The organism is Burkholderiales bacterium, assembly GCA_035560005.1.
Classification (GTDB): Bacteria; Pseudomonadota; Gammaproteobacteria; order Burkholderiales; family Eutrophovitaceae; genus DASRFY01.
Genome location: DATMAN010000068.1, coordinates 91,314 through 110,798 on the forward strand (window position 1 = coordinate 91,314; position 19,485 = coordinate 110,798).

The 19,485-nt window shown below is 65.7% G+C and carries 16 protein-coding genes, 1 tRNA gene and 1 pseudogene; 12 read left to right on the forward strand and 6 right to left on the reverse strand.

Annotation, left to right across the window (positions count from 1 at the left end):
* Positions 1–7: 7 nt before the first annotated feature.
* The gene (locus VNM24_10395) at positions 8–784 is read right to left on the reverse strand and encodes an exodeoxyribonuclease III (protein ID HWQ39000.1); all 777 of its coding nucleotides are present in this window, start codon (positions 782–784) and stop codon (positions 8–10) included.
* Positions 785–787: 3 nt separating this feature from the next.
* Between VNM24_10395 and pyrE the strand changes: the two genes are divergently transcribed.
* Positions 788–1,435, forward strand: coding sequence for an orotate phosphoribosyltransferase (pyrE, locus tag VNM24_10400; protein ID HWQ39001.1), 648 nt, complete (start codon positions 788–790; stop codon positions 1,433–1,435).
* The gene (locus tag VNM24_10405; GenBank protein HWQ39002.1) at positions 1,432–2,058 is read left to right on the forward strand and encodes a hypothetical protein; all 627 of its coding nucleotides are present in this window, start codon (positions 1,432–1,434) and stop codon (positions 2,056–2,058) included. Before pyrE ends, VNM24_10405 begins: the two co-directional genes overlap by 4 nt.
* Here VNM24_10405 and gatB read toward each other — a convergent pair.
* The 3 genes from gatB to gatC all read right to left on the reverse strand — a co-directional run bounded on the left by gatB (position 2,055) and on the right by gatC (position 5,348).
* Entirely contained in the window at positions 2,055–3,500 is a 1,446-nt protein-coding gene (gene gatB, locus VNM24_10410) for an Asp-tRNA(Asn)/Glu-tRNA(Gln) amidotransferase subunit GatB (GenBank protein ID HWQ39003.1), read from the reverse strand. The genes VNM24_10405 and gatB overlap by 4 nt on opposite strands.
* Positions 3,501–3,595: 95 nt before the next feature.
* Complete coding sequence (gene gatA / locus VNM24_10415; GenBank protein HWQ39004.1) at positions 3,596–5,050, reverse strand: Asp-tRNA(Asn)/Glu-tRNA(Gln) amidotransferase subunit GatA; 1,455 nt, start codon at positions 5,048–5,050, stop codon at positions 3,596–3,598.
* Between the two features lie 10 nt (positions 5,051–5,060).
* A complete protein-coding gene (gene gatC, locus VNM24_10420; protein HWQ39005.1) occupies positions 5,061–5,348 on the reverse strand; it encodes an Asp-tRNA(Asn)/Glu-tRNA(Gln) amidotransferase subunit GatC in 288 nt (95 codons plus the stop codon).
* A gap of 164 nt (positions 5,349–5,512) precedes the next feature.
* On the opposite strand from gatC, the gene VNM24_10425 reads away from it, so the two are divergent.
* The 8 genes and pseudogenes from VNM24_10425 (at position 5,513) to VNM24_10460 (ending at position 13,508) form a co-directional block, all read left to right on the forward strand.
* Positions 5,513–6,556, forward strand: coding sequence for a rod shape-determining protein (locus VNM24_10425; GenBank protein ID HWQ39006.1), 1,044 nt, complete (start codon positions 5,513–5,515; stop codon positions 6,554–6,556).
* An 83-nt stretch (positions 6,557–6,639) separates the two neighbouring features.
* On the forward strand, positions 6,640–7,539 hold the full coding sequence (gene mreC, locus VNM24_10430; protein HWQ39007.1) for a rod shape-determining protein MreC: 900 nt from the start codon (positions 6,640–6,642) through the stop codon (positions 7,537–7,539).
* Complete coding sequence (gene mreD / locus VNM24_10435) at positions 7,536–8,066, forward strand: rod shape-determining protein MreD (protein HWQ39008.1); 531 nt, start codon at positions 7,536–7,538, stop codon at positions 8,064–8,066. The genes mreC and mreD overlap by 4 nt, the downstream gene beginning before the upstream one ends.
* 23 nt (positions 8,067–8,089) lie before the next feature.
* A complete protein-coding gene (gene mrdA, locus VNM24_10440) occupies positions 8,090–9,988 on the forward strand; it encodes a penicillin-binding protein 2 (GenBank protein HWQ39009.1) in 1,899 nt (632 codons plus the stop codon).
* Between the two features lie 13 nt (positions 9,989–10,001).
* The gene (gene rodA, locus VNM24_10445; protein HWQ39010.1) at positions 10,002–11,075 is read left to right on the forward strand and encodes a rod shape-determining protein RodA; all 1,074 of its coding nucleotides are present in this window, start codon (positions 10,002–10,004) and stop codon (positions 11,073–11,075) included.
* A 13-nt stretch (positions 11,076–11,088) separates the two neighbouring features.
* Entirely contained in the window at positions 11,089–11,946 is an 858-nt protein-coding gene (locus tag VNM24_10450; GenBank protein ID HWQ39011.1) for a septal ring lytic transglycosylase RlpA family protein, read from the forward strand.
* A 15-nt stretch (positions 11,947–11,961) separates the two neighbouring features.
* Complete coding sequence (locus VNM24_10455) at positions 11,962–12,897, forward strand: carbohydrate kinase family protein (protein ID HWQ39012.1); 936 nt, start codon at positions 11,962–11,964, stop codon at positions 12,895–12,897.
* Between the two features lie 110 nt (positions 12,898–13,007).
* Positions 13,008–13,508: pseudogene (locus VNM24_10460) on the forward strand (lysophospholipid acyltransferase family protein).
* 208 nt (positions 13,509–13,716) lie between these two features.
* Here VNM24_10460 and VNM24_10465 read toward each other — a convergent pair.
* On the reverse strand, positions 13,717–14,529 hold the full coding sequence (locus VNM24_10465) for a symmetrical bis(5'-nucleosyl)-tetraphosphatase (protein ID HWQ39013.1): 813 nt from the start codon (positions 14,527–14,529) through the stop codon (positions 13,717–13,719).
* Between the two features lie 170 nt (positions 14,530–14,699).
* Positions 14,700–15,242, reverse strand: coding sequence for a c-type cytochrome (locus VNM24_10470; GenBank protein HWQ39014.1), 543 nt, complete (start codon positions 15,240–15,242; stop codon positions 14,700–14,702).
* Positions 15,243–15,359: 117 nt separating this feature from the next.
* On the opposite strand from VNM24_10470, the gene VNM24_10475 reads away from it, so the two are divergent.
* Together VNM24_10475 and VNM24_10480 are read left to right on the forward strand one after the other, a co-directional pair.
* Positions 15,360–15,436, forward strand: a tRNA-Arg gene (locus VNM24_10475).
* A 153-nt stretch (positions 15,437–15,589) separates the two neighbouring features.
* A complete protein-coding gene (locus VNM24_10480; GenBank protein HWQ39015.1) occupies positions 15,590–19,462 on the forward strand; it encodes an FAD/FMN-binding oxidoreductase in 3,873 nt (1,290 codons plus the stop codon).
* Positions 19,463–19,485 lie beyond the last annotated feature (23 nt).

Consider the following 19,485-nt stretch of genomic DNA (forward strand, 5'->3'; position numbering starts at 1 on the left):
CGCCGTCCTAGAGCGTGTAGTCATACTCGATGATGAGCGGCGCGTGATCGGAAAAACGCTGTGCCTTGTAGATCTCGGCGCGCCGCGCCTTGCGCGCGATGCCGGGCGTGGCGATTTGGTAGTCGATGCGCCATCCCACGTTCTTGGCCCAGGCCCGGCCGCGATTCGACCACCACGTGTATTGCTCCGGCTCCTTGTTGAGCAACCGGAAGACGTCGACGTAGCCGAGTTTGTCGAACACGCCGGAGAGCCATTCGCGCTCCTCCGGCAGAAAGCCGGAGTTCTTCTGGTTGGCACGCCAGTTTTTCAGATCGATCTCCTTGTGCGCAACGTTCCAGTCGCCGCACAGGATGACTTCACGTCCGCTGGTGGCGAGCCGGTGCAGCGGCCCGATGACGCGCTCCATGAACTTGAACTTTACCGCCAGCCGTTCCGGAGAGCTGGAACCGGAAGGAATGTAGATCGACGCGATCGAGAGATTGCCGTACTGCGCCTCGATGTAACGGCCCTCGGAGTCGATGTCCGGAATGCCCAGTCCTTCGATGACGCGATCGGGACGCTTGCGGCAGTACACTCCTACGCCGCTGTATCCCGGCCGGTCGGAATAGTGGAAGTATCCCCGGTAACCGTCGGGATTGAGCATTTCCTCGCGCATGTCCTTGGCCTGTGCCTTGATCTCCTGCACGCAGACCACGTCGGCACCGTGCGAGGCGATCCACTTCAGGAAACCTTTGTTGACGGCCGAGCGTATGCCGTTTAGATTCAGCGTGACGATGCGAAGCACGAAATGAGTTCGGATTTCCGGCAGGAGTTCATCGCCTTCGCTCTGGCCAAGAAAGTACTGTGCTTCGGCGAGTTCAAAACCAAGGCAGGGCGTCTTTCCCCGTATTTCTTCAACGCCGGGCTGTTCAACGACGGCGACTCGTTGCGCCGGCTCGGGCAATTCTACGCGAAAGCCATTGGCGCGGCGGCGCTCGAGTTCGACATGCTGTTCGGTCCCGCCTACAAGGGCATTCCGCTGGTCACGGCGACCGCCGTCGCTCTGGCAGAGAGCGGGCGCAACGTGCCGTTCTGTTTCAACCGCAAGGAAGCCAAGGACCACGGTGAAGGCGGGTTGACGATCGGCGCGCCGCTCGCAGGCCGCGCGATCATCGTCGATGATGTGATCTCGGCCGGGACCTCGGTCGGAGAATCGGTGCGGATCATCCGCGCGGCCGGCGCCGAGCCGTGTGCGGTGGTCATCGCGCTCGATCGCATGGAGCGCGGCTCGGGGACACAGTCTGCCGCCCAGGAGGTGCGCGCCCGCTTCGGAATACCGGTCGTCAGCATCGCCAATCTCGATGATTTGATGGCGTTTCTGTCGGCTCGGCGGGAGCTGGCACAGCAGTTGCGCGAAGTCGAGCGTTATCGCAGCCAATACGGGGCAATCCCATGAAGGGCTTACAGAGAATCCTCATCGGCGCGTTCCTGGCCCTGCTTGGCGCCAGCTTCGCCGCGCACGCCCAGGTCAAGCGCTCCGGTCCGGCCAGCGCGATGTACAAGTGCAAAGACGCCGAGGGACGCACTTACTACGCCGACAAGCTCGGGCCCGAGTGCGTGGGGGGCGTTCAGGAGTTGTCGCGCCAGGGCCTGAGAGTTCATCGGCCCGCGCCGGCCGGAGCGTCGAGCGCGGAGACAACCGCCGCAGCGCCCGTGAATCTCGACCGCGAGCGGCGCGACAAGGCGCTGCTCGCGACCTACTCCTCGGAAGAGCAGATCGAGGCCGCCAAGCAGCGCAACCTGGCGCTGCCGGTACAGGCGATCAAACAGGCGGAGTCGAAACTGGAACGCGCCCGGAAGGAGCTGCACGGGCTGCAGGCCCAGGCAGATGGCTATGCCGGCCAAAAGAAGCAGATCCCCGCCTCGTTGCTGGAGGACGTGCGTTCCAAGGAAGCCCTGGTTGCCCGGCTCGCCGAGGAGCTGCAGAGAAAACGGGAGCACGTGGCCGGGATCGAGCAGCGCTTCGAAGCCGACAAGCAGCGCTTCCGCGAACTCAGCCTGAAGCAGGCCGCGCGCTAACCCGCAAGCTTGCGGCGCAAGATGTCGTTCACCTGGGCCGGGTTGGCCCGGCCCTGGGTTGCCTTCATCACCTGCCCGACCAGGGCGTTGAACGCCTTCTGCTTTCCGTTCTTGTAGTCGGCCACCTGTTGCGCGTTCTGGGCCAGCACCTGGTCGACGATTCCCTCGATCGCGGCGGAATCCGAGATCTGCTTCAGCCCGCGTCGTTCGATCACTGCGTCCGCGCTGCCCTCTCCCTCCCACAGGGCATCGAACACTTCCTTGGCCATCTTGGAAGACAGCGTTCCATCCAGCAGCCGCGCAAGCAAACCGGCAAGCGTGCCCGGCGCCAGCGGTGAGCGGGCGATGTCCAGTTCGGCGCGATTGAGCGCCGCGGCCAGCTCGCCGTTGATCCAGTTCGCCGCGAGCTTGGCGGCCGCTGGCCGGTCGGCGGCCCGCAAGGCGTCGAGCACCGACTCGAAGAACTCCGCGGTCTCGCGGTCGGCGACCAGCAGCTGCGCGTCATAGGCGGACAGCGCATAGTCGCGCTGATAGCGCTCGCACCGCGCCTGAGGCAGCTCGGGCAGCTGCGCGCGCACACGCTCCAGCCAGTCTTGCGCGATCTCCAGCGGAAGCAGGTCCGGGTCAGGAAAGTAGCGGTAGTCATGCGCGTCTTCCTTCGTGCGCATCATGCGGGTGCGCCCGCTCTCGGGTTCGAACAGCACGGTGGCCTGCTCCACGCGCCCTCCGCTTTCCAGGGTGTGGATCTGCCATTGCGCTTCGTACTCGATGGCCTGCTGGAGGAAGCGGAACGAGTTGAGATTCTTGATCTCCCGGCGCGTTCCGAGCGGTGCGCCCGGCCTGCGTACCGAGACGTTGGCATCGCACCGGAAGCTGCCTTCCTGCATGTTTGCGTCGCTGATGCCGATCCAGCGCACCAAAGCGTGCAGCGCCTTTGCATAGGCTACCGCCTCCGCTGCCGATCGCATCTCCGGCTCCGAGACGATTTCCAGCAGCGGCGTTCCGGCACGATTCAGATCGATCCCGGACATGCCGTGAAAATCCTCGTGCAGCGACTTGCCGGCATCTTCCTCGAGGTGTGCACGGGTCAGGCGTATGGTCTTCTCCCGGCCGTCCGCGCGGATGCCGATGGCGCCTCCCTGGACGATGGGGATTTCGTACTGGCTGATCTGGTAGCCCTTGGGCAGATCCGGGTAGAAGTAATTCTTGCGGGCGAAGATCGACCGGCGGTTGATGCTCGCTCCCACCGCCAGCCCGAAACGCAGTGCCCGCTCCACCGCGCCCTTGTTCAGCACCGGCAGCACGCCCGGCAAGGCCATGTCGATGGCGCACGCCTGGGTATTCGGCGCTGCGCCGAAAGCGGTCGACGCGCCGGAAAAGATCTTCGACTTGGTCGACAGCTGCACGTGGGTCTCCAACCCGATGACGATTTCCCATTCCATGGCGATACCCTAGTGCGCGCGCCATCGGGCGCGGCAGATGCAGAAGCTGTGCGCACAAAGGTCCAAAGGGGCGAACACTGTCCTTGCCTCCCCGATCATTCGAACCCGGGCGGAACGCGCAGGTGCCAGTCGGTTGCCTGCTGGTAACGATGGGCCACGCCGAGCAGTCTTGCCTCCTCGAAGTAGTTGGCCATGAGCTGCAGGCCCACCGGCCGATTGCGGGCGCCGAAGCCGCAGGGAATGCTCATTCCCGGAATGCCGGCCAGGCTGCCCGGTATGGTGTACAGATCCGACAGATACATGGCGACCGGGTCGGCGGCTCTCTGGCCGAAGTCGAACGCGACGCTCGTGGTGACCGGGCCGGCAATGACGTCACATTCGGCAAAGGCGCGCCGGAACTCGTCTGCGATCAGGCGCCGGACCTTCTGCGCCTTCAGGTAATACGCGTCGTAGTAGCCGTGCGAGAGCACGTAGGTGCCGATCAGAATGCGGCGCTTGGGTTCCGCGCCGAAGCCTTCGGCTCGAGTCTTCTTCATCATGTCGGTGAGGTCGGCGTAGCGCTTTGCGCGGTGGCCATAGCGCACGCCGTCGAACCGGCTCAGATTCGAGGAACACTCGGCGGGCGCGATCACGTAGTACACGGGTATCCCGAGCCGCGCGTTCGGCAGCGAAATTTCCTTCAGTCGCGCGCCCAGCCGGGCGTAGACATCGAGTGCCTCTCGCACCGCTTTCTCCACGTCGGGCTCCAGCCCGGCGCCGAAAAACTCCTTCGGAATCCCGATGCGCAGCCCCCGAAGGTCGATCTCCAGATCGCGCGTGTAATCCTCGGGCTCGCGCTCCACGCTAGTGGAATCCTTCGGATCGAAGCCCAGCATCGCGTTGAACACCAGGGCGGCGTCCTCGGCGCTGCGGGTCATGATTCCCGCCTGATCCAGGCTGGAGGCAAAGGCGATCATTCCCCAGCGCGAAGCGCGGCCGTAGGTCGGCTTGATGCCCGTCACTCCCGAGAAGGCGGCCGGCTCGCGGATCGAGCCCCCGGTATCGGTCGCTGTGGCCGCCGGCACCAGCCTGGCCGCCACCGCGGCAGCCGAGCCCCCGGAGCTGCCGCCGGGAACCGCCGAGCGGTCCCAGGGATTGAGGACGCTGCCATAGGCGCTGTTCTCGTTCGAGGAACCCATGGCGAACTCGTCGCAGTTGAGCTTGCCCAGGGTGACCATGCCCGCTTCGGCCAGTCTCTGCACCACCGTGGCGTCGAACGGGCTCATGTAGCCCTCGAGCATGCGCGAGCCGGCCGTCGAGGCGAAGTCCCGAGTCACGAAGATGTCTTTGTGAGCGACCGGCACCCCGGTGAGCGGGCCGCCTTCTCCGGCGGCGAGGCGCTGGTCGGCGCGGCGCGCCTGCGCTAGGGTCACATCGGGACGCACGTCGAGAAAGGCGTTCAGTTCCCGGCAGCGGCCGATGCGGTCCAGAAACAGCTGCGCCAGCTCGCATGCGGAGATCTGCCTCGCGCGGAGCAGACGGCCCAGTTCGGCCACGGACTGGTCGAACACCGGGTGGCCCCTACTCGATGACTCTGGGAACCAGGAATAGGCCGTTTTCCTGGGCCGGCGCGTTGCGCATGTTGGCGTCGCGATCGTCCGGCTCGGTGACCACATCCTCGCGCAGCCGCTGGCTTCCCCCCAGCGGGTGCGACATCGGCTCCACGCCCGCCGTCTCCACCGCCTGCATCTGCTCGATCAACCGAAGAATGCCGTTCAGCTGTTCGCGGATGCGTTCGGCTTCTGCAGCCGTGATGTCGATGCGCGCCAGATGGGCGATGCGGCCGATATCGTCGAGGCTAAGAGACATTCTGGAAGCGTGAGCTTGCGGAGGGGCCCGCCGGGGTCTAGCGCCGCCGCGGGGGGCGGCCGAGCGAGCCGCGAATGCCCGTGTTTTCTGTTAACTGCCTAGCGGCGTTAGGTTATCATAAGTCGCCCAGCTTTCCGCGTGGCAACGCGCCCCTTCCACGGACTATGTTCGGCTTCCTCAACGGCTATTTCTCCAACGACATCGCGATCGACCTCGGTACGGCGAATACGCTGATCTACGTCCGCGGCAAGGGGATCGTGCTCAATGAGCCCTCGGTTGTGGCGATCCGCCAGGAGGGCGGACCGAACGGCAAGAAGGTCATTCAGGAAGTGGGGCTCGCCGCCAAGCAGATGCTCGGACGCACGCCGGGCAACATCACCGCCATTCGCCCCATGAAGGACGGGGTGATCGCCGACTTCACCGTGACCGAGCAGATGCTCAAGCAGTTCATCAAGAAGGTCCACGACAACCGCTTCTTCGCACCGAGTCCGCGCATCGTCATCTGTGTGCCCTGTGGTTCCACCCAGGTGGAGCGGCGCGCGATCCGGGAGTCGGCCTATGGCGCGGGTGCGCGCAAGGTCGAACTGATCGAGGAGCCGATGGCCGCCGCGATCGGCGCCGGGTTGCCGGTGGAGGAGGCGACCGGTTCGATGGTGGTCGACATCGGTGGGGGTACCACCGAGGTCGGCGTCATCTCGCTCGGCGGCATCGTCTACTCCGGGTCGGTCCGGGTCGGCGGCGACAAGTTCGACGAAGCGATCATCAACTACATCCGTCGCAACTACGGCATGCTGATCGGCGAGACGACTGCGGAGGAAATCAAGAAGGAGATCGGCTCGGCCTTCCCAGGCTCCGAAGTGCGCGAAAAGGAAGTCAAGGGCCGCAACCTCGCGGAAGGCATTCCGCGCAGCTTCACCATCTCCAGCAACGAGATCCTGGAAGCACTGACCGATCCGCTGAACAGCATCGTCTCCGCGGTGAAGTCGGCGCTGGAGCAGACGCCGCCGGAACTCGGTGCGGACATCGCCGAGAAAGGAATGGTTCTGACCGGTGGCGGCGCGCTGCTGCGGGACATCGACCGCCTGCTCATGGAGGAGACGGGCCTTCCGGTCATCGTCGCCGACGACCCGCTCACCTGCGTGGTGCGCGGATCGGGCAAGGCGCTGGAGAAGATGGACAAGCTCTCCGGAGTGTTCACCAGCGATTGAGTCACGGCCAGGCGACGGTGGGTAGCCAGCGCCGGCACGCCGTGCCGCTGGGGCGCTGAGCGCCTGCGCCACACGCACCACCCATGGAGCACACCCCGCCACCCTTCTTCAAGCGTGGACCAAGCCTGCTCACGCGGCTCACCTTCTTTTCCCTGTTGTCCATCGTTCTGCTTTATTCGGACGCGCGCTTTCGCTACCTGGAAGACGTGCGCCGCGCCGTGGCGGTCGTGCTCTATCCCTTGCAGCGGCTGGCGCATGTCCCGGGCGAAGTCGCCGGGCGGATCTCCGGGTTCTTCGTCACGCACTCGGCCCTGAGGCGCGAGAACGAGCGGCTCAAGCACGAGAACTTCGTCAACTCGGGTCAACTACAGGCCTACCAGGCGCTGGCGGCCGAGAACGACCACCTGCGCGCGTTGATGCAGTTGCGCGGCCGGATCGAGCGCCCCTCGCAGGTCGCGGAGATTCTCTACGCCGCGCGCGACCCCTTCGTGCGCAGGGTCGTGCTGGACAAGGGCTCGACCCACGGCGTGGAGCTCGGCGCCGCGGTGGTCGGCGACGCGGGGCTGGTGGGCCAGGTGCAGCGGGTCTTTCCCTGGGCGGCGGAGGTGTCGCTGGTGACCGACCGCGACCAGGTCATTCCGGTGCAGGTGGTCCGCAACGGCCTGCGCGGTGTCCTGTTCGGTCTGGGCTACGACGGCGCGCTCGATCTGCGTTTCCTGCCGGTCAACGCCGACATTCAAAGCGGAGATCTGCTCGTCACCTCCGGCATCGACGGGACCTATCCGCCGGGCCTTCCGGTAGCGACCGTGGCCAACATCGAGCGCAATGCCGCCTATCCGTTCGCGCGGGTGCTGTGCACGCCCAGCGCCGCCGTCAACAGCCACCGCCAGTTGCTCGTGCTGGCCAAGGGGCCGCCGTTGCCAGAGCGCCTGCCGGCGGCGGACGCTCCCAAGGCACGCAAGACCCAACGCGCAGCGCAATGAACGTCTTCGGCTTCGAACAGCGCCACGCGGAGGAGATCCTGTTGCCGGTGAGGCCCGGCTACGTGGCGCTGAGCCTCCTGATCGCCTTCATGATCAACCTGCTGCCGCTGGAGGGGATGGCGCTTGCGCTGCGTCCGGACTTCGTCGCCCTGGTGCTGCTCTACTGGGGGCTGGAGTATCCGCGTCGGGTGGGCTTCGTACCGGCTTTCGCGCTCGGCCTGGCGATGGATGTGTCCGTGGGCAGCCTGTTCGGGCAGCACGCGCTCGCTTACTGCGCGCTCATGTTCGGTGCCATCGCCATGCATCGCCGCTTGCCGCTCTTCGGCGTGCGCGAACAGATCCTGCACGTCTTCGGCGTACTGCTTGCCGCGCAACTGATCGTGCTCGTAGTCCGTCTAGCGGCGGACAGCGACTTCCCGGGCTGGTGGTATTTCCTGCCCGCGGTCAGCGGCGCGATCCTATGGCCGCCGGTGCGCCACCTGCTGCGCGCGCCGCTGCGGCCGCGCGCTGCCGCGCAGGACGCCTGAGACCGTCGACCGCAGAGCGCCGCGTGAACCGAACGGTCGAGCTGAGAGATCATCAGCGCGAGCTGTATCTGTTCCAGATCCGGCTCGCGATCGCCGGCGCAGTGGTGTTGATCGCCTTCGCGCTGCTGTTCGTGCGCTTCGTCTATCTGCAGGTCGTGCAGCACCAGTACTACCACCTGCTTGCAGAGCAGAACCGGGTCAACGTCGTTCCCGTGGTGCCCAATCGCGGAGTGATCGTGGATCGCAACGGAGTGGTACTGGCCAACAACTTCGGCGCCTACACGCTGGAAATCGTTCCGGCCCAGGTAGACGACATCGACGCAGTGATCGACGAACTCGCCGGGCTGATCGAGATCACCGCGAAAGACCGCAAGCGCTTCCAGAAGCTGCTGGAGGAGGTTCCGGACTTCTCCGGCGTGCCGATCCGCACGCGACTGAACGACGAGGAAGTGGCGCGTTTCGCGGTCGAGCGCTACCGTTTTCCGGGCGTCGAGATCAACGCGCGGCTTTTCCGCCACTATCCGCTGGGCGAAGTCGCCTCGCATGTCGTCGGCTACATCGGCCGGATGAGCGAACCCGACTTCGAGGCCCTGCAGCGCCAGGGGCTCGCTCACAACTACAGCAAGTCGGACTATATCGGCAAAGTGGGCCTGGAGCAGCGTTACGAGAAGGAGCTGCGCGGCATCACCGGCTACGAACACGTCGAAACCGACGCCAACGGCCGCTCGGTGCGCACCCTGCGGTCGATCCTGCCAGTGTCGGGCAACAATCTCTTGCTGGCGCTCGACGCCAAGCTGCAGCAGGTGGCCGAGAACGTGTTCGGCGACTTCCGCGGCGCGCTGGTGGCGATCGAGCCCGCCACCGGCGGCGTGCTGGCGCTGGTGTCCCGACCGGGCTTCGATCCGAACCTCTTTGTCGAAGGCATCGAACCGCAGCACTGGGAGGCGCTGAACAACTCGCCCGATCACCCGCTGAACAACCGGGCGCTGCAGGGCGTCTATCCTCCCGGATCGACCTTCAAGCCCTTCATGGCGCTGGCCGGACTGGAACTTGGCAAGCGCACTCCGGGGTACACCATCTCCGACCCAGGCTACTTCGTGCTCGGCGGATCGGGGCACGTGTTCCGCGACTGGAAAGCCGGCGGGCACGGCCTTGTCAACCTGCATGACGCGATCGTGGTGTCCTGCGACACGTATTTCTACGGCCTGGCGCATGATCTGGGTATCGACGCCATCCACCAGTTCATGGGACAGTTCGGCTTCGGCAAGCGCACGGGTATCGACATCGAGGGCGAGGTCGCGGGGTTGCTGCCTTCCCAGCAATGGAAGCAGAAGCGCTTCGGCCAGCGCTGGTTTCCCGGGGATACCATCTCGGTGGGGATCGGGCAGGGCTACAACCTGGCCACGCCGTTGCAGCTAGCGTATGCAACCGCCATTCTGGCCAACGACGGGCGGGTGTTCCGACCGCATATCGTCAAGCAGGTCGAGAACAGTCAGACCGGCGAGCGGCTCACCATCGAGCCGCAGCCGATCGGCCAGGTGGAACTGAGGGAACAGAATCTGCGCCGCATCCGTGAGGCGATGATCGACGTCACGCGCCCTGGGGGCACCGCGGCGTGGGCGGGAATGAATGCAAAATACACCTTTGCCGGCAAGACCGGAACGGCGCAGGTGTTCAGCATGAAGGGGCAGGTCTACGACGAACGTCGGGTGCACGAGCGGTTGCGCGACCACGCGCTGTTCGTCGCTTTTGCGCCGGCCGAGCTGCCGCAGATCGCGGTGGCGGTCCTGGTGGAAAACGGTGGACACGGCAGCAGTACGGCCGCCCCGATCGCCCGCAAGGTGATCGACTACTACCTGCTGGGCATCGAACCGCAACCCGTCAAGCCCGCCGCTGCGGACGAGGAGGCCGAGGGTGATTAACCGGCTGGCCTCAATGGTCGGCAAGCACCTCGACCGGCAACTCCTGTTCATGGTTGGCGCGCTGCTCGCCGTGGGCATGCTGACGCTCTACAGCGCTTCGGGAGGGAGTCTAGACCGGGTTGCGGCTCAGTTCGGCAATGCGCTGGTCGCGCTGCTCGTGATGTGGGTCGCCGCCAACACGCCGCTGCACTATCTCCACCGCATCGCGCTGCCGGTCTATGTCGTCGGTCTGGTTCTGCTGGTCGGCGTGGCGTTCTTTGGCGAAGTGGTCAACGGCGCGCGGCGCTGGCTCAATCTCGGCATCACGCGCATCCAACCCTCGGAATTGATGAAGATTGCGGTGCCGCTGATGCTGGCCTGGTACTTCGACCGCTACGAGGCCGTGCTGAAGCTGCGCAACTTCGTAGTGGGGGCGGTGCTGCTGCTGGTCCCCGTCGCCCTGATCGCGCGGCAGCCGGACCTTGGCACGGCGCTGCTCATTCTCGCCGCCGGGTTCTACGTGCTGTTTCTGGCCGGGCTGTCGTGGAAGATCCTGGCGGCGCTCGGGGTGCTCGCCGCCGGCAGCCTGCCGCTGCTCTGGTCTTACATGCACGACTACCAGCGCCAGCGGGTGTTGACTCTGCTCGACCCGGCGCAGGACCCGCTCGGGGCTGGCTACCATACGATTCAGTCCACCATCGCCCTGGGCTCTGGAGGCGTGCTCGGCAAGGGCTGGCTCAACGGCACCCAGGCGCATCTCGATTTCCTGCCCGAGCGCACCACCGATTTCATCTTCGCCGTCTATGCGGAGGAGTTCGGACTGGCCGGCAATCTGGTCCTTCTGATCCTGTTCCTGCTGGTCATCGGCCGCGGGCTGGTCATCGCGGCCAACGCGCCGACCTTGTTCACGCGCCTGGTAGCGGGCGCGATTACCCTGACGTTTTTCACCTACGTCTTCGTCAATGTCGGCATGGTGAGCGGAATCCTGCCCGTCGTCGGAGTGCCGCTGCCCCTGATCTCCTACGGCGGCACTTCCCTGGTGACGATCCTGTTCGGCGTGGGTCTGCTCATGAGCATCCACACTCACCGCAGGCTCGTGCAGACATAGACCCGAGGACGGAGTGCCGAAAGCCGAACGGCGGGTTTGCGGAGCAAGTGCGGTCGCGGCGCTGTGCCTCGCAGTCGCGCTTGCCGCGTGCGGTTCGGTTCGCCCCCGCCCCGGCGGTTACTACCTCGACGACGGTCCGGGCGCCAACCCTCCGGCCGGTCTCGACCGTGTCCCGGACGCGGTGCCGCGCGCCGAACCGATCAATCGTTTCGCTTCGCGCCCCTACACGGTGCTGGGGCGCACTTATACGCCTTACACGGAGCTGCGGCCCTATCGGGCGCGCGGCCGCGCGAGCTGGTACGGGCGGCGCTATCACGGGCAAAGAACGTCCTTGGGGGAGATCTACGACATGTACTCAATGAGCGGCGCGCACACGCTGCTGCCTTTGCCGAGCTATGCCCGCGTGACCAACCTGGAAAACGGCCGCTCGGTCGTGGTGCGCATCAACGACCGCGGCCCCTTCCGCGAGGACCGCATCGTCGATCTGTCCTACGCTGCGGCACACAGGCTCGGGTTTCTGAACAGGGGCAGTGCGCTGGTGGAAGTCGAAGCCATCGTGCCTGGGCAGGAGCAACCTGTTTCGAGCGTGGCGGCTGTGACCGCGATTGCCCCGGCGCCGATGCCGATCACGGGCGATGCCGCTGGCGTGTTCGTTCAGCTGGGAGCGTTCGCCTCGCCCGAGAATGCGGCGGCGTTTGCGCGGCGCGTGCGCGCAGACCTGTCGTGGCTTCGCAATGCGCCGGTCGTGCATCGCCAAGGCGCTCTATACAAGGTCCGTACCGGTCCCTATGCCGACCGCGAGTCGGCGGAACGCGATGCCGCGCGCATGCGCCGGGCACTGGGCTTCAGTCCCTTCTTGACCAACCCCTGATCATCCACCGAAAACGTGCGTACTCTGATCTGCGGCTCCGTGGCCTACGACACCATCATGGTGTTCCACGATCGCTTCCGCAACCACATCCTTCCTGACCAGATTCATATCCTGAACGTGTCGTTCCTTGTTCCGGACATGCGCCGCGAATTCGGCGGCTGCGCGGGCAATATCGCCTACACCCTGAAGATGCTGGGCGGCGATCCGCTGGTCATGGCCACCGTCGGGCAGGACGCCCAGCCCTACCTCTACCGCCTGGAAAAACTGCGCCTGTCGCAGGCCCACTTGCGGCAGGTCGACGACACGTATACCGCGCAGGCCTTCATCACCACCGATCTGGACGACAACCAGATCACCGCGTTTCATCCGGGCGCGATGAACCATTCCCATCTGAACCATGTGTACGACGCCCGGGACGTCGGACTGGGCATCGTCGCACCCGACGGGCGCGAAGGCATGTTGCAGCACGCGCGCGAGTTCCACGACGCGGGCATTGCGTTCGTTTTCGATCCGGGCCAGGGGTTGCCGATGTTCGGCAAGGAAGAATTGCTCGAATTCGTGGACCGGGCGGATTTCGTGGCAACCAACGACTACGAAGCGAAGCTGCTGCAGGAGCGTACCGGTCAGAGCGTCGAGGCCCTGGCCAGGAAGGTCAAAGCCTTCGTCGTCACCCAGGGCGCCCACGGCTCGCTCATTCTGGCTGGCGGCCGGGAGTTTCGCATCCCCGCGGTAAAGCCCACCCGTGTGGTGGACCCGACCGGCTGCGGCGACGCCTACCGCGCCGGCCTTCTCTACGGAATCGCCAACGACCTGGATTGGCCCACAACCGGACGGCTTGCCTCGCTGCTCGGATCGATGAAGATCGCGCAGCGCGGCGCGCAGAACCATCAGTTCACCCCGGAAGAAGTCGCCGCGCGCTATCGCGAAGCGTTCGGCGCGGCACCCTGGTAGTCGGCCTCCCGCTTTTCGAATGCCCGCGCTCACCATTGTCCAGCAGCGAACCCAAGTCCGACGCCCGCTGCGCTGAGAGGCCGGCAGTGGCCGTTTCTCCACGGCGCGTGATGCGTCTCGTGCGGCTGGTCGCGCAACTGCTCGCCGGGCTGGTCACGGTCGCTTTGCTCTTCCCTTTCTACGGGCGCGAACGGCGCTGGCGCGCCGTGCAACGCTGGTCGGCGGGCATCTGCAGGATCGTGGGCCTCGAATTGAGCGTTTCGGGGGAGGTTCCGCGGCCCGCCGGACGTCCCGTGCTGGTGGTCGCCAATCATGTTTCCTGGCTCGACATCCAGGCGATTCACGCGGTCTGCCCGGTGCGCTTCGTGGCGAAATCGGAAGTGCGCAACTGGGCTGCCATCGGCTGGCTCTCCGCCCGCACCGGCACCCTGTTCATTCATCGCAGCCGGCACCGCCATGCCGCTCAGATCAATCGTGCCATCCATGAAGCGTTCGCGGCCGGGGACATGATCGCGGTATTCCCTGAAGGTACGACCACCGACGGCAAGCGGTTGCTGCGCTTTCACACCTCGCTCCTGCAGCCCGCGGTCGACGAGCAGGCACTCGTGGTCCCGCTCGCGCTGCGCTACGTGGACAGCGCCGGCGCGATCGACCTCACACCGAGCTACGTCGGTGACCGCAACCTCGTCCAGTCCGTCCTGGCGATCGTGGCCGCACCGCGCTTGCGCGCAGAGTTGCGCTTCTTGCCCGCCATCGAGGCGAAGGGTCGCACCCGGCGCGAACTGGCGCAGTTCACGCACACCGCCATTGCGACCGCGCTCAAGCTGCACGCCGCGGGCAGCGCACCTGGCAAGCCTTGCGATCCTCCAGCCGCACCGCCGACAGACCGCGCCCCCACAGGCACCCGCTGTCCAGCGCCAGAAGATTGCGCTCGATCCTGAGGCCGAGCGCCGACCAGTGGCCGCAGACCACGGTCGCCCCCGCGCTTTTGCGGCCAGGGACGAGAAACCACGGCAAGTAGCCGGACGGGACTTGCGCCAGCGTCCCCGTGAATGACAGCTCCATGCGCCCGTCGGGCGTGCAGATGCGCAGCCGCGTCATCGCGTTGATGATGACCCGCAGCCTGTCATGGCCGCCGAGCCGTTCCTCCCAACGGTCGGGTTGGCTGCCGTACATGTGCTGGATCAAGGCGCGGTAGCGCGGCCCGCGCAGCGCTTCTTCCACTTCCGCCGCAAGCTCGCGCGCGCGCGCCACGTCCCACGCCGGCAGCAGGCCGGCGTGAACCATTACCGCATCGCCTTCCACATGCAGCATCGGCCGCGCCCGCAGCCAGGCGAGCAGCTCCTCGCGGTCCGGCGCCGTGAGGATCGCATCGAGTGTATCGCTGGCGTGGATGCGGCCGAAGCCCTCCGCCACCGCCAAGAGGTGCAGGTCGTGGTTGCCCAGCACGGTGACCGCCCGGTCGCCCAGCGAGCGCACGAAGCGCAGGCATTCCAGCGACTGCGGGCCGCGGTTGACCAGGTCGCCGACGAACCACAGACGGTCGCGTGCGCCGTTGAATCCGATTTCGCTCAAGAGCTGTTGCAGGGAGTCGAAGCAGCCCTGCAGGTCGCCGATTGCGTAGGTGGCCATGCCGAGATTTCACCTCGGACGCACCTCGTAGAGAACCGCAAGACCAGAAACCGGATTCTTGATCTTGTCTCTGCTGGTGGTCTTGGTGCGCTGGTGGTTCGCTGTTCTTGTGTAGTGGGGTCTGCGAGAAAAGCGTGGCGAGCCGCGCTTTTCGTTGGCTGCCGGTCGCGCTATTTCGACCTGGCCACCATGTAGTCGACCGCGGCTTTGATGTCGGCATCCGGCGTGGACATCGCACCGCCCTTCGGTGGCATCATGCGGATGCCCTGGATGGCGTGCTCATGCAGGGTGCCGATGCCTTGCGCGATGCGCGGCTTCCACGCGGCCTGGTCGCCGAGCTTGGGTGCGCCGGCCACACCGGTTGCGTGACAAGCTTGGCAAGCCGCCCTGTAGACCTGCTCGCCGCGATTCGCACCGGTCTGCGGCGCGGGCGCCGCGACCGTGGGCGCGGGTTGCGCCGCAGCCGCGCCCGGAGACGGGGCCGTGGCGACTGCGGCGCCAATTACCACCTCGCCGACCGGCTTCAAGCGCTGTGCCACCGCCTCCTCGCTCATGGCCGGAGCGTCGGCATCGACTTTCAATCCCCCGGTAATCAGCTCGATCAGCAGCACGATGCCCACGACGGGAGCCAGGAATCCCGCGAGCACGACCGCCGCCAGTTGCTTCGGGGTCTTGATGAAGGAGGCGTGTTCTTCGATGTGCGGGTCTGCCATGCGCGGCATCGCTTGCGGACAGCGTTGAAAAAAACCGCGCGATTATAGGCGAGATCGTGCGCAGCGGAAAGCGAAACGTAGACCGAACAAGCGTTTACGGTTATCCTAAACGCCCTCGCGCCCGTAGCTCAGTTGGATAGAGTACTGCCCTCCGAAGGCAGGGGTCGGACGTTCGAATCGTCTCGGGCGCGCCAAGTCTTTCGCCGCAAACGGCCTTCTGCGCGCGGCTTGCGGATCTCGGCAACGCATTGCTCGAGCGCAATCCCCAGCCTCGCCAGACCGCTGGCGTGATTCGGTTGTTGCGCTGCGATAGAATCGCCGGTCCACAGGTCGCTCGCGCATCGCTGATGTTTCCTTCCCCTACCTTCGCCGCCGCCGGCGTGCGCCTGCGCGAGATACCGTACAACTACACGTCGTTCTCCGATCGGGAGATCGTGATCCGGCTGCTCGGCGAGGGGATCTGGAAGCTGCTGGACGAACTGCGCGCGGAGCGCCGCACCGGGCGTTCGGCGCGCATGCTCTACGAGGTGCTGGGCGACATCTGGGTCGTCCAGCGCAACCCGTATCTGCAAGACGACCTGCTCGCCAACCGGCGCCGCCGCGAGCTGCTGGTGCAGGCCATGCGCCACCGGCTGCGCGAGATCGAGAAGCGGCGCCTGAACGACGATGCGCGCGTGTCGCGCCTGCTGCAAGCCGCGGCGCGCGCGGTCGAAGCCTTCGATCGCGAGTTCGACGCAATGGCCGCCATGCGCCGCAAGGCGCTGAGGCGGCTGCGGCGCGTGACCCGGCGCGACAACATCGCCTTCGACGGCCTGGCGCGGGTCTCGCACGTCACCGACGCGACCGACTGGCGCGTCGAGTACCCGTTTGTGGTGCTCTACCCCGACACCGAAGCCGAGGTCGCCGGGCTGGTCCGGGCCTGCAGCGATCTCGGACTCACGATCATTCCCCGCGGCGGCGGGACCGGCTACACCGGCGGCGCGGTGCCGCTCAGCCGTTACTCGGCGGTCATCAACACCGAGAAACTTGACAGGCTCGGGCCGGTGGAGCGTATGAAGCTGCCCGGCCTCGACCGTGAAGTCGCGACGATTGAATGCGGCGCCGGTGTGGTCACCAAACGGGTCATGGAAGCGGCAGAAGCCGCCGGGCTGGTGTTCGCGGTCGATCCGACTTCCGCCGACGCCTCCTGCATCGGCGGCAACATCGCGATGAACGCCGGCGGCAAGAAGGCGGTGCTGTGGGGCACGGCATTGGACAACCTCGCCGCCTGGAAAATGGTCACGCCACAGGCCGACTGGCTGCTGGTCGAGCGGCTGGACCACAACCTGGGCAAGATCCACGACGCGCCACTGGCGCGTTTTCGCCTCACGCGCTTCGAGGCCGACGGGCGCACGCCGCGCGGCGCGCCCGAGATCCTGGAGATCCCGGGCCGGAAGTTCAGAAAAGAGGGACTGGGCAAGGACGTCACCGACAAGTTCCTCGCCGGCCTGCCAGGGGTGCAGAAAGAAGGCTGCGACGGAATCATCACGTCTGCGCGCTTCATCCTGCATCGCATGCCGGCGCACACCCGCACCGTGTGCCTAGAGTTCTATGGGAGCGTGGCCGAAGCCGTGCCCTCCATCGTCGAGATCAAGGACTATCTCGATGGGCGCCCGGGCGGCGCGGTCCTGGCGGGGCTCGAGCACCTGGATGAGCGCTACGTCAAGGCCGTGGGCTACGCGCCCAAGGCCAAGCGCGCAGGCCGCCCCAAGATGGTGCTGCTCGCCGACATCGTCGGCGACGACCAGAACGCAGTGGGAGAAGCCGCCTCGCGCGTGGTGAGAATCGCCAACGCGCGGCACGGCGAAGGGTTCGTCGCGGTGAGCCCCGAGGCGCGCAGGAAATTCTGGCTCGACCGCGCGCGTACCGCAGCCATCGCCCGGCACACGAACGCCTTCAAGATCAACGAGGACGTCGTCATTCCGCTCGACCGCCTGGCGCAGTATTCTGACGGCATCGAGCGGATCAACATCGAGTTTTCGCTCAAGAACAAGATCCGGCTGATGGAAGCGCTGGAGGAGTATTTCTGCGGCGATCTGCCGGTGCACGCAGAGCTGGGCAATGTTGCCAAGCCGGAGCTGCTGGGCGGCAGGGTGGAGGCGGCGCTCGACCTGGTGCGCGCTGCGCGCGGCCGCTGGCAGTGGCTGTTGGAGCATCTCGATTCCGCGTATGAAAGCAAGAACGCAGCGGGAAGCACGAAGGATGAGGAAAATTCAAGCGCCGCACCCCTTTGTCCTGCGAAAAGCGTGTTCCAGGCGCTGCAGGACCGAACGCTGGTTGTGTCCTGGAAGACCGAAGTGCGCGAGCCGCTGCTGCAGCTCTTCGACGGCCGCGCGTTCGACCCGATCCGCGCCGGGATCGAGGCGGTGCATCGGAGCGTGCTGAAGAGCCGGATCTTCGTCGCGCTGCACATGCACGCCGGCGACGGCAACGTGCACACCAACATCCCCGTGAACTCCGACGACTACGCGATGCTGCAGGAAGCCAACCGCGCCGTGAGCCGCATCATGGGACTGGCCAAGTCGCTGGGCGGAGTGATCTCGGGCGAGCACGGCATCGGCATCACCAAGCTCGATTATCTCGACCCGGAAGAAGTCACCGCCTTCCAGCGATACAAGGAGCGAGTGGACCCCGAGGGCCGCTTCAACAAGGGCAAGCTGCTCCGCGGCGCCAACCTCGCCAACGCCTATACGCCGAGCTTCAACCTGCTGGAGCTGGAAAGCCTGATCCTGGAGCAAAGCGAGATCGGGCGCATTTCCGATTCGATCAAGGACTGTCTGCGTTGTGGCAAGTGCAAGCCGGTGTGCGCGACCCACGTGCCGCGCGCCAACCTCCTCTACAGCCCGCGCAACAAGATCCTCGCGACGTCGCTGCTGATCGAAGCCTTCCTTTATGAGGAGCAGACTCGGCGCGGCATCAGCCTGCGGCACTTCGACGAGTTCGGCGACGTGGCCGATCACTGCACGGTCTGCCACAAGTGCCTCAATCCCTGTCCGGTCGACATCGATTTCGGCGACGTGTCGATCGCGATGCGCAATTTCCTGCGCAAGCAGGGCCGCAAGAAATTCAATCTTGGCACGGCGGCCTCGATGCTTTTTCTCAACGCGACCGATCCGGCGGCCATCAAGCTGGCGCGCAAGGTGATGATCGAGTGGGGCTACCGGGCGCAACGGCTGGCCTACCGGGCCGCCAGGACCTTTCGCCTGACGCAGGAGCAGGTGCGCCAGCCGCCGGCCACCTTGGGGCGCGCGCCGGTGAGGGCGCAGGTCATCCACTTTATCAACAAGCCGATGCCCGGCGGCTTGCCGAAAAGGACCTCCCGAGCGTTGCTCGACATCGAGGACCGTTCGGTCGTTCCGGTCATCCGCAATCCGCGCAAGGTGACCGACGATTCGGAGGCGGTGTTCTATTTTCCCGGCTGCGGCAGCGAGCGGCTCTTTGGCCAGGTGGGGCTCGCCACCCAGGCACTGCTGTTCGACATCGGCGCGATCACCGTGCTGCCGCCCGGGTATCTGTGCTGCGGCTATCCGCAAACCGCCGCCGGAGAAGCCGAAAAGGGCCAGAAGATCATCACCGACAACCGCGTGTTGTTTCATCGGGTGGCGAACACGCTCAACTATCTGGACATCCGCACGGTCATCGTCTCCTGCGGGACCTGCCTGGATCAGCTCCAGCACTACGAGTTCGACAAGATCTTTCCCGGCAGCCGGCTGCTCGACATCCACGAGTACCTGCTGGAGAAGGGGGTGAAGCTCGAGGGCGTGAAGGGCGTGCGCTACATGTACCACGACCCGTGCCACACGCCGATGAAGACTTACCAGCCGCTCGGCGTCGTCCGGGAGCTGATGAATTCGGATGTGAAGCCGAGCGAGCGCTGCTGCGGCGAATCCGGAACGCTTGCGCTATCGCGGCCGGATATCTCCACGCAAGTGCGTTTCCGCAAGCACGAGGAGCTGCAAAAGGATGTGGCGTCGATCCGCGCCGCAGGTCACGGCGGCGAGGTCAAGATTCTGACCTCCTGTCCGTCCTGCCTGCAGGGGTTGTGGCGCTATCGGGACGACACAGGGGTCGACGCCGACTACATCGTGGTGGAAATGGCGCGGCATCTGCTGGGCGAGAACTGGATGGCCGACTACGTCGCGCGGGCCAACGGCGGTGGAATCGAAAGGGTTCTCTTGTAAGGCGCCGATCGGTGGTTAAGTGA

Coding starts and splice junctions, on each gene's coding strand:
- pyrE (HWQ39001.1), top strand. CDS start 788: ATGAGTTCGGATTTCCGGCAGGAGTTCATCGCCTTCGCTCTGGCCAAG.
- VNM24_10405 (HWQ39002.1), top strand. CDS start 1,432: ATGAAGGGCTTACAGAGAATCCTCATCGGCGCGTTCCTGGCCCTGCTT.
- gatB (HWQ39003.1), bottom strand. CDS start 3,500: ATGGAATGGGAAATCGTCATCGGGTTGGAGACCCACGTGCAGCTGTCG.
- gatC (HWQ39005.1), bottom strand. CDS start 5,348: ATGTCTCTTAGCCTCGACGATATCGGCCGCATCGCCCATCTGGCGCGC.
- VNM24_10425 (HWQ39006.1), top strand. CDS start 5,513: ATGTTCGGCTTCCTCAACGGCTATTTCTCCAACGACATCGCGATCGAC.
- mreC (HWQ39007.1), top strand. CDS start 6,640: ATGGAGCACACCCCGCCACCCTTCTTCAAGCGTGGACCAAGCCTGCTC.
- mreD (HWQ39008.1), top strand. CDS start 7,536: ATGAACGTCTTCGGCTTCGAACAGCGCCACGCGGAGGAGATCCTGTTG.
- rodA (HWQ39010.1), top strand. CDS start 10,002: ATGGTCGGCAAGCACCTCGACCGGCAACTCCTGTTCATGGTTGGCGCG.
- VNM24_10465 (HWQ39013.1), bottom strand. CDS start 14,529: ATGGCCACCTACGCAATCGGCGACCTGCAGGGCTGCTTCGACTCCCTG.
- VNM24_10470 (HWQ39014.1), bottom strand. CDS start 15,242: ATGGCAGACCCGCACATCGAAGAACACGCCTCCTTCATCAAGACCCCG.
- VNM24_10480 (HWQ39015.1), top strand. CDS start 15,590: ATGTTTCCTTCCCCTACCTTCGCCGCCGCCGGCGTGCGCCTGCGCGAG.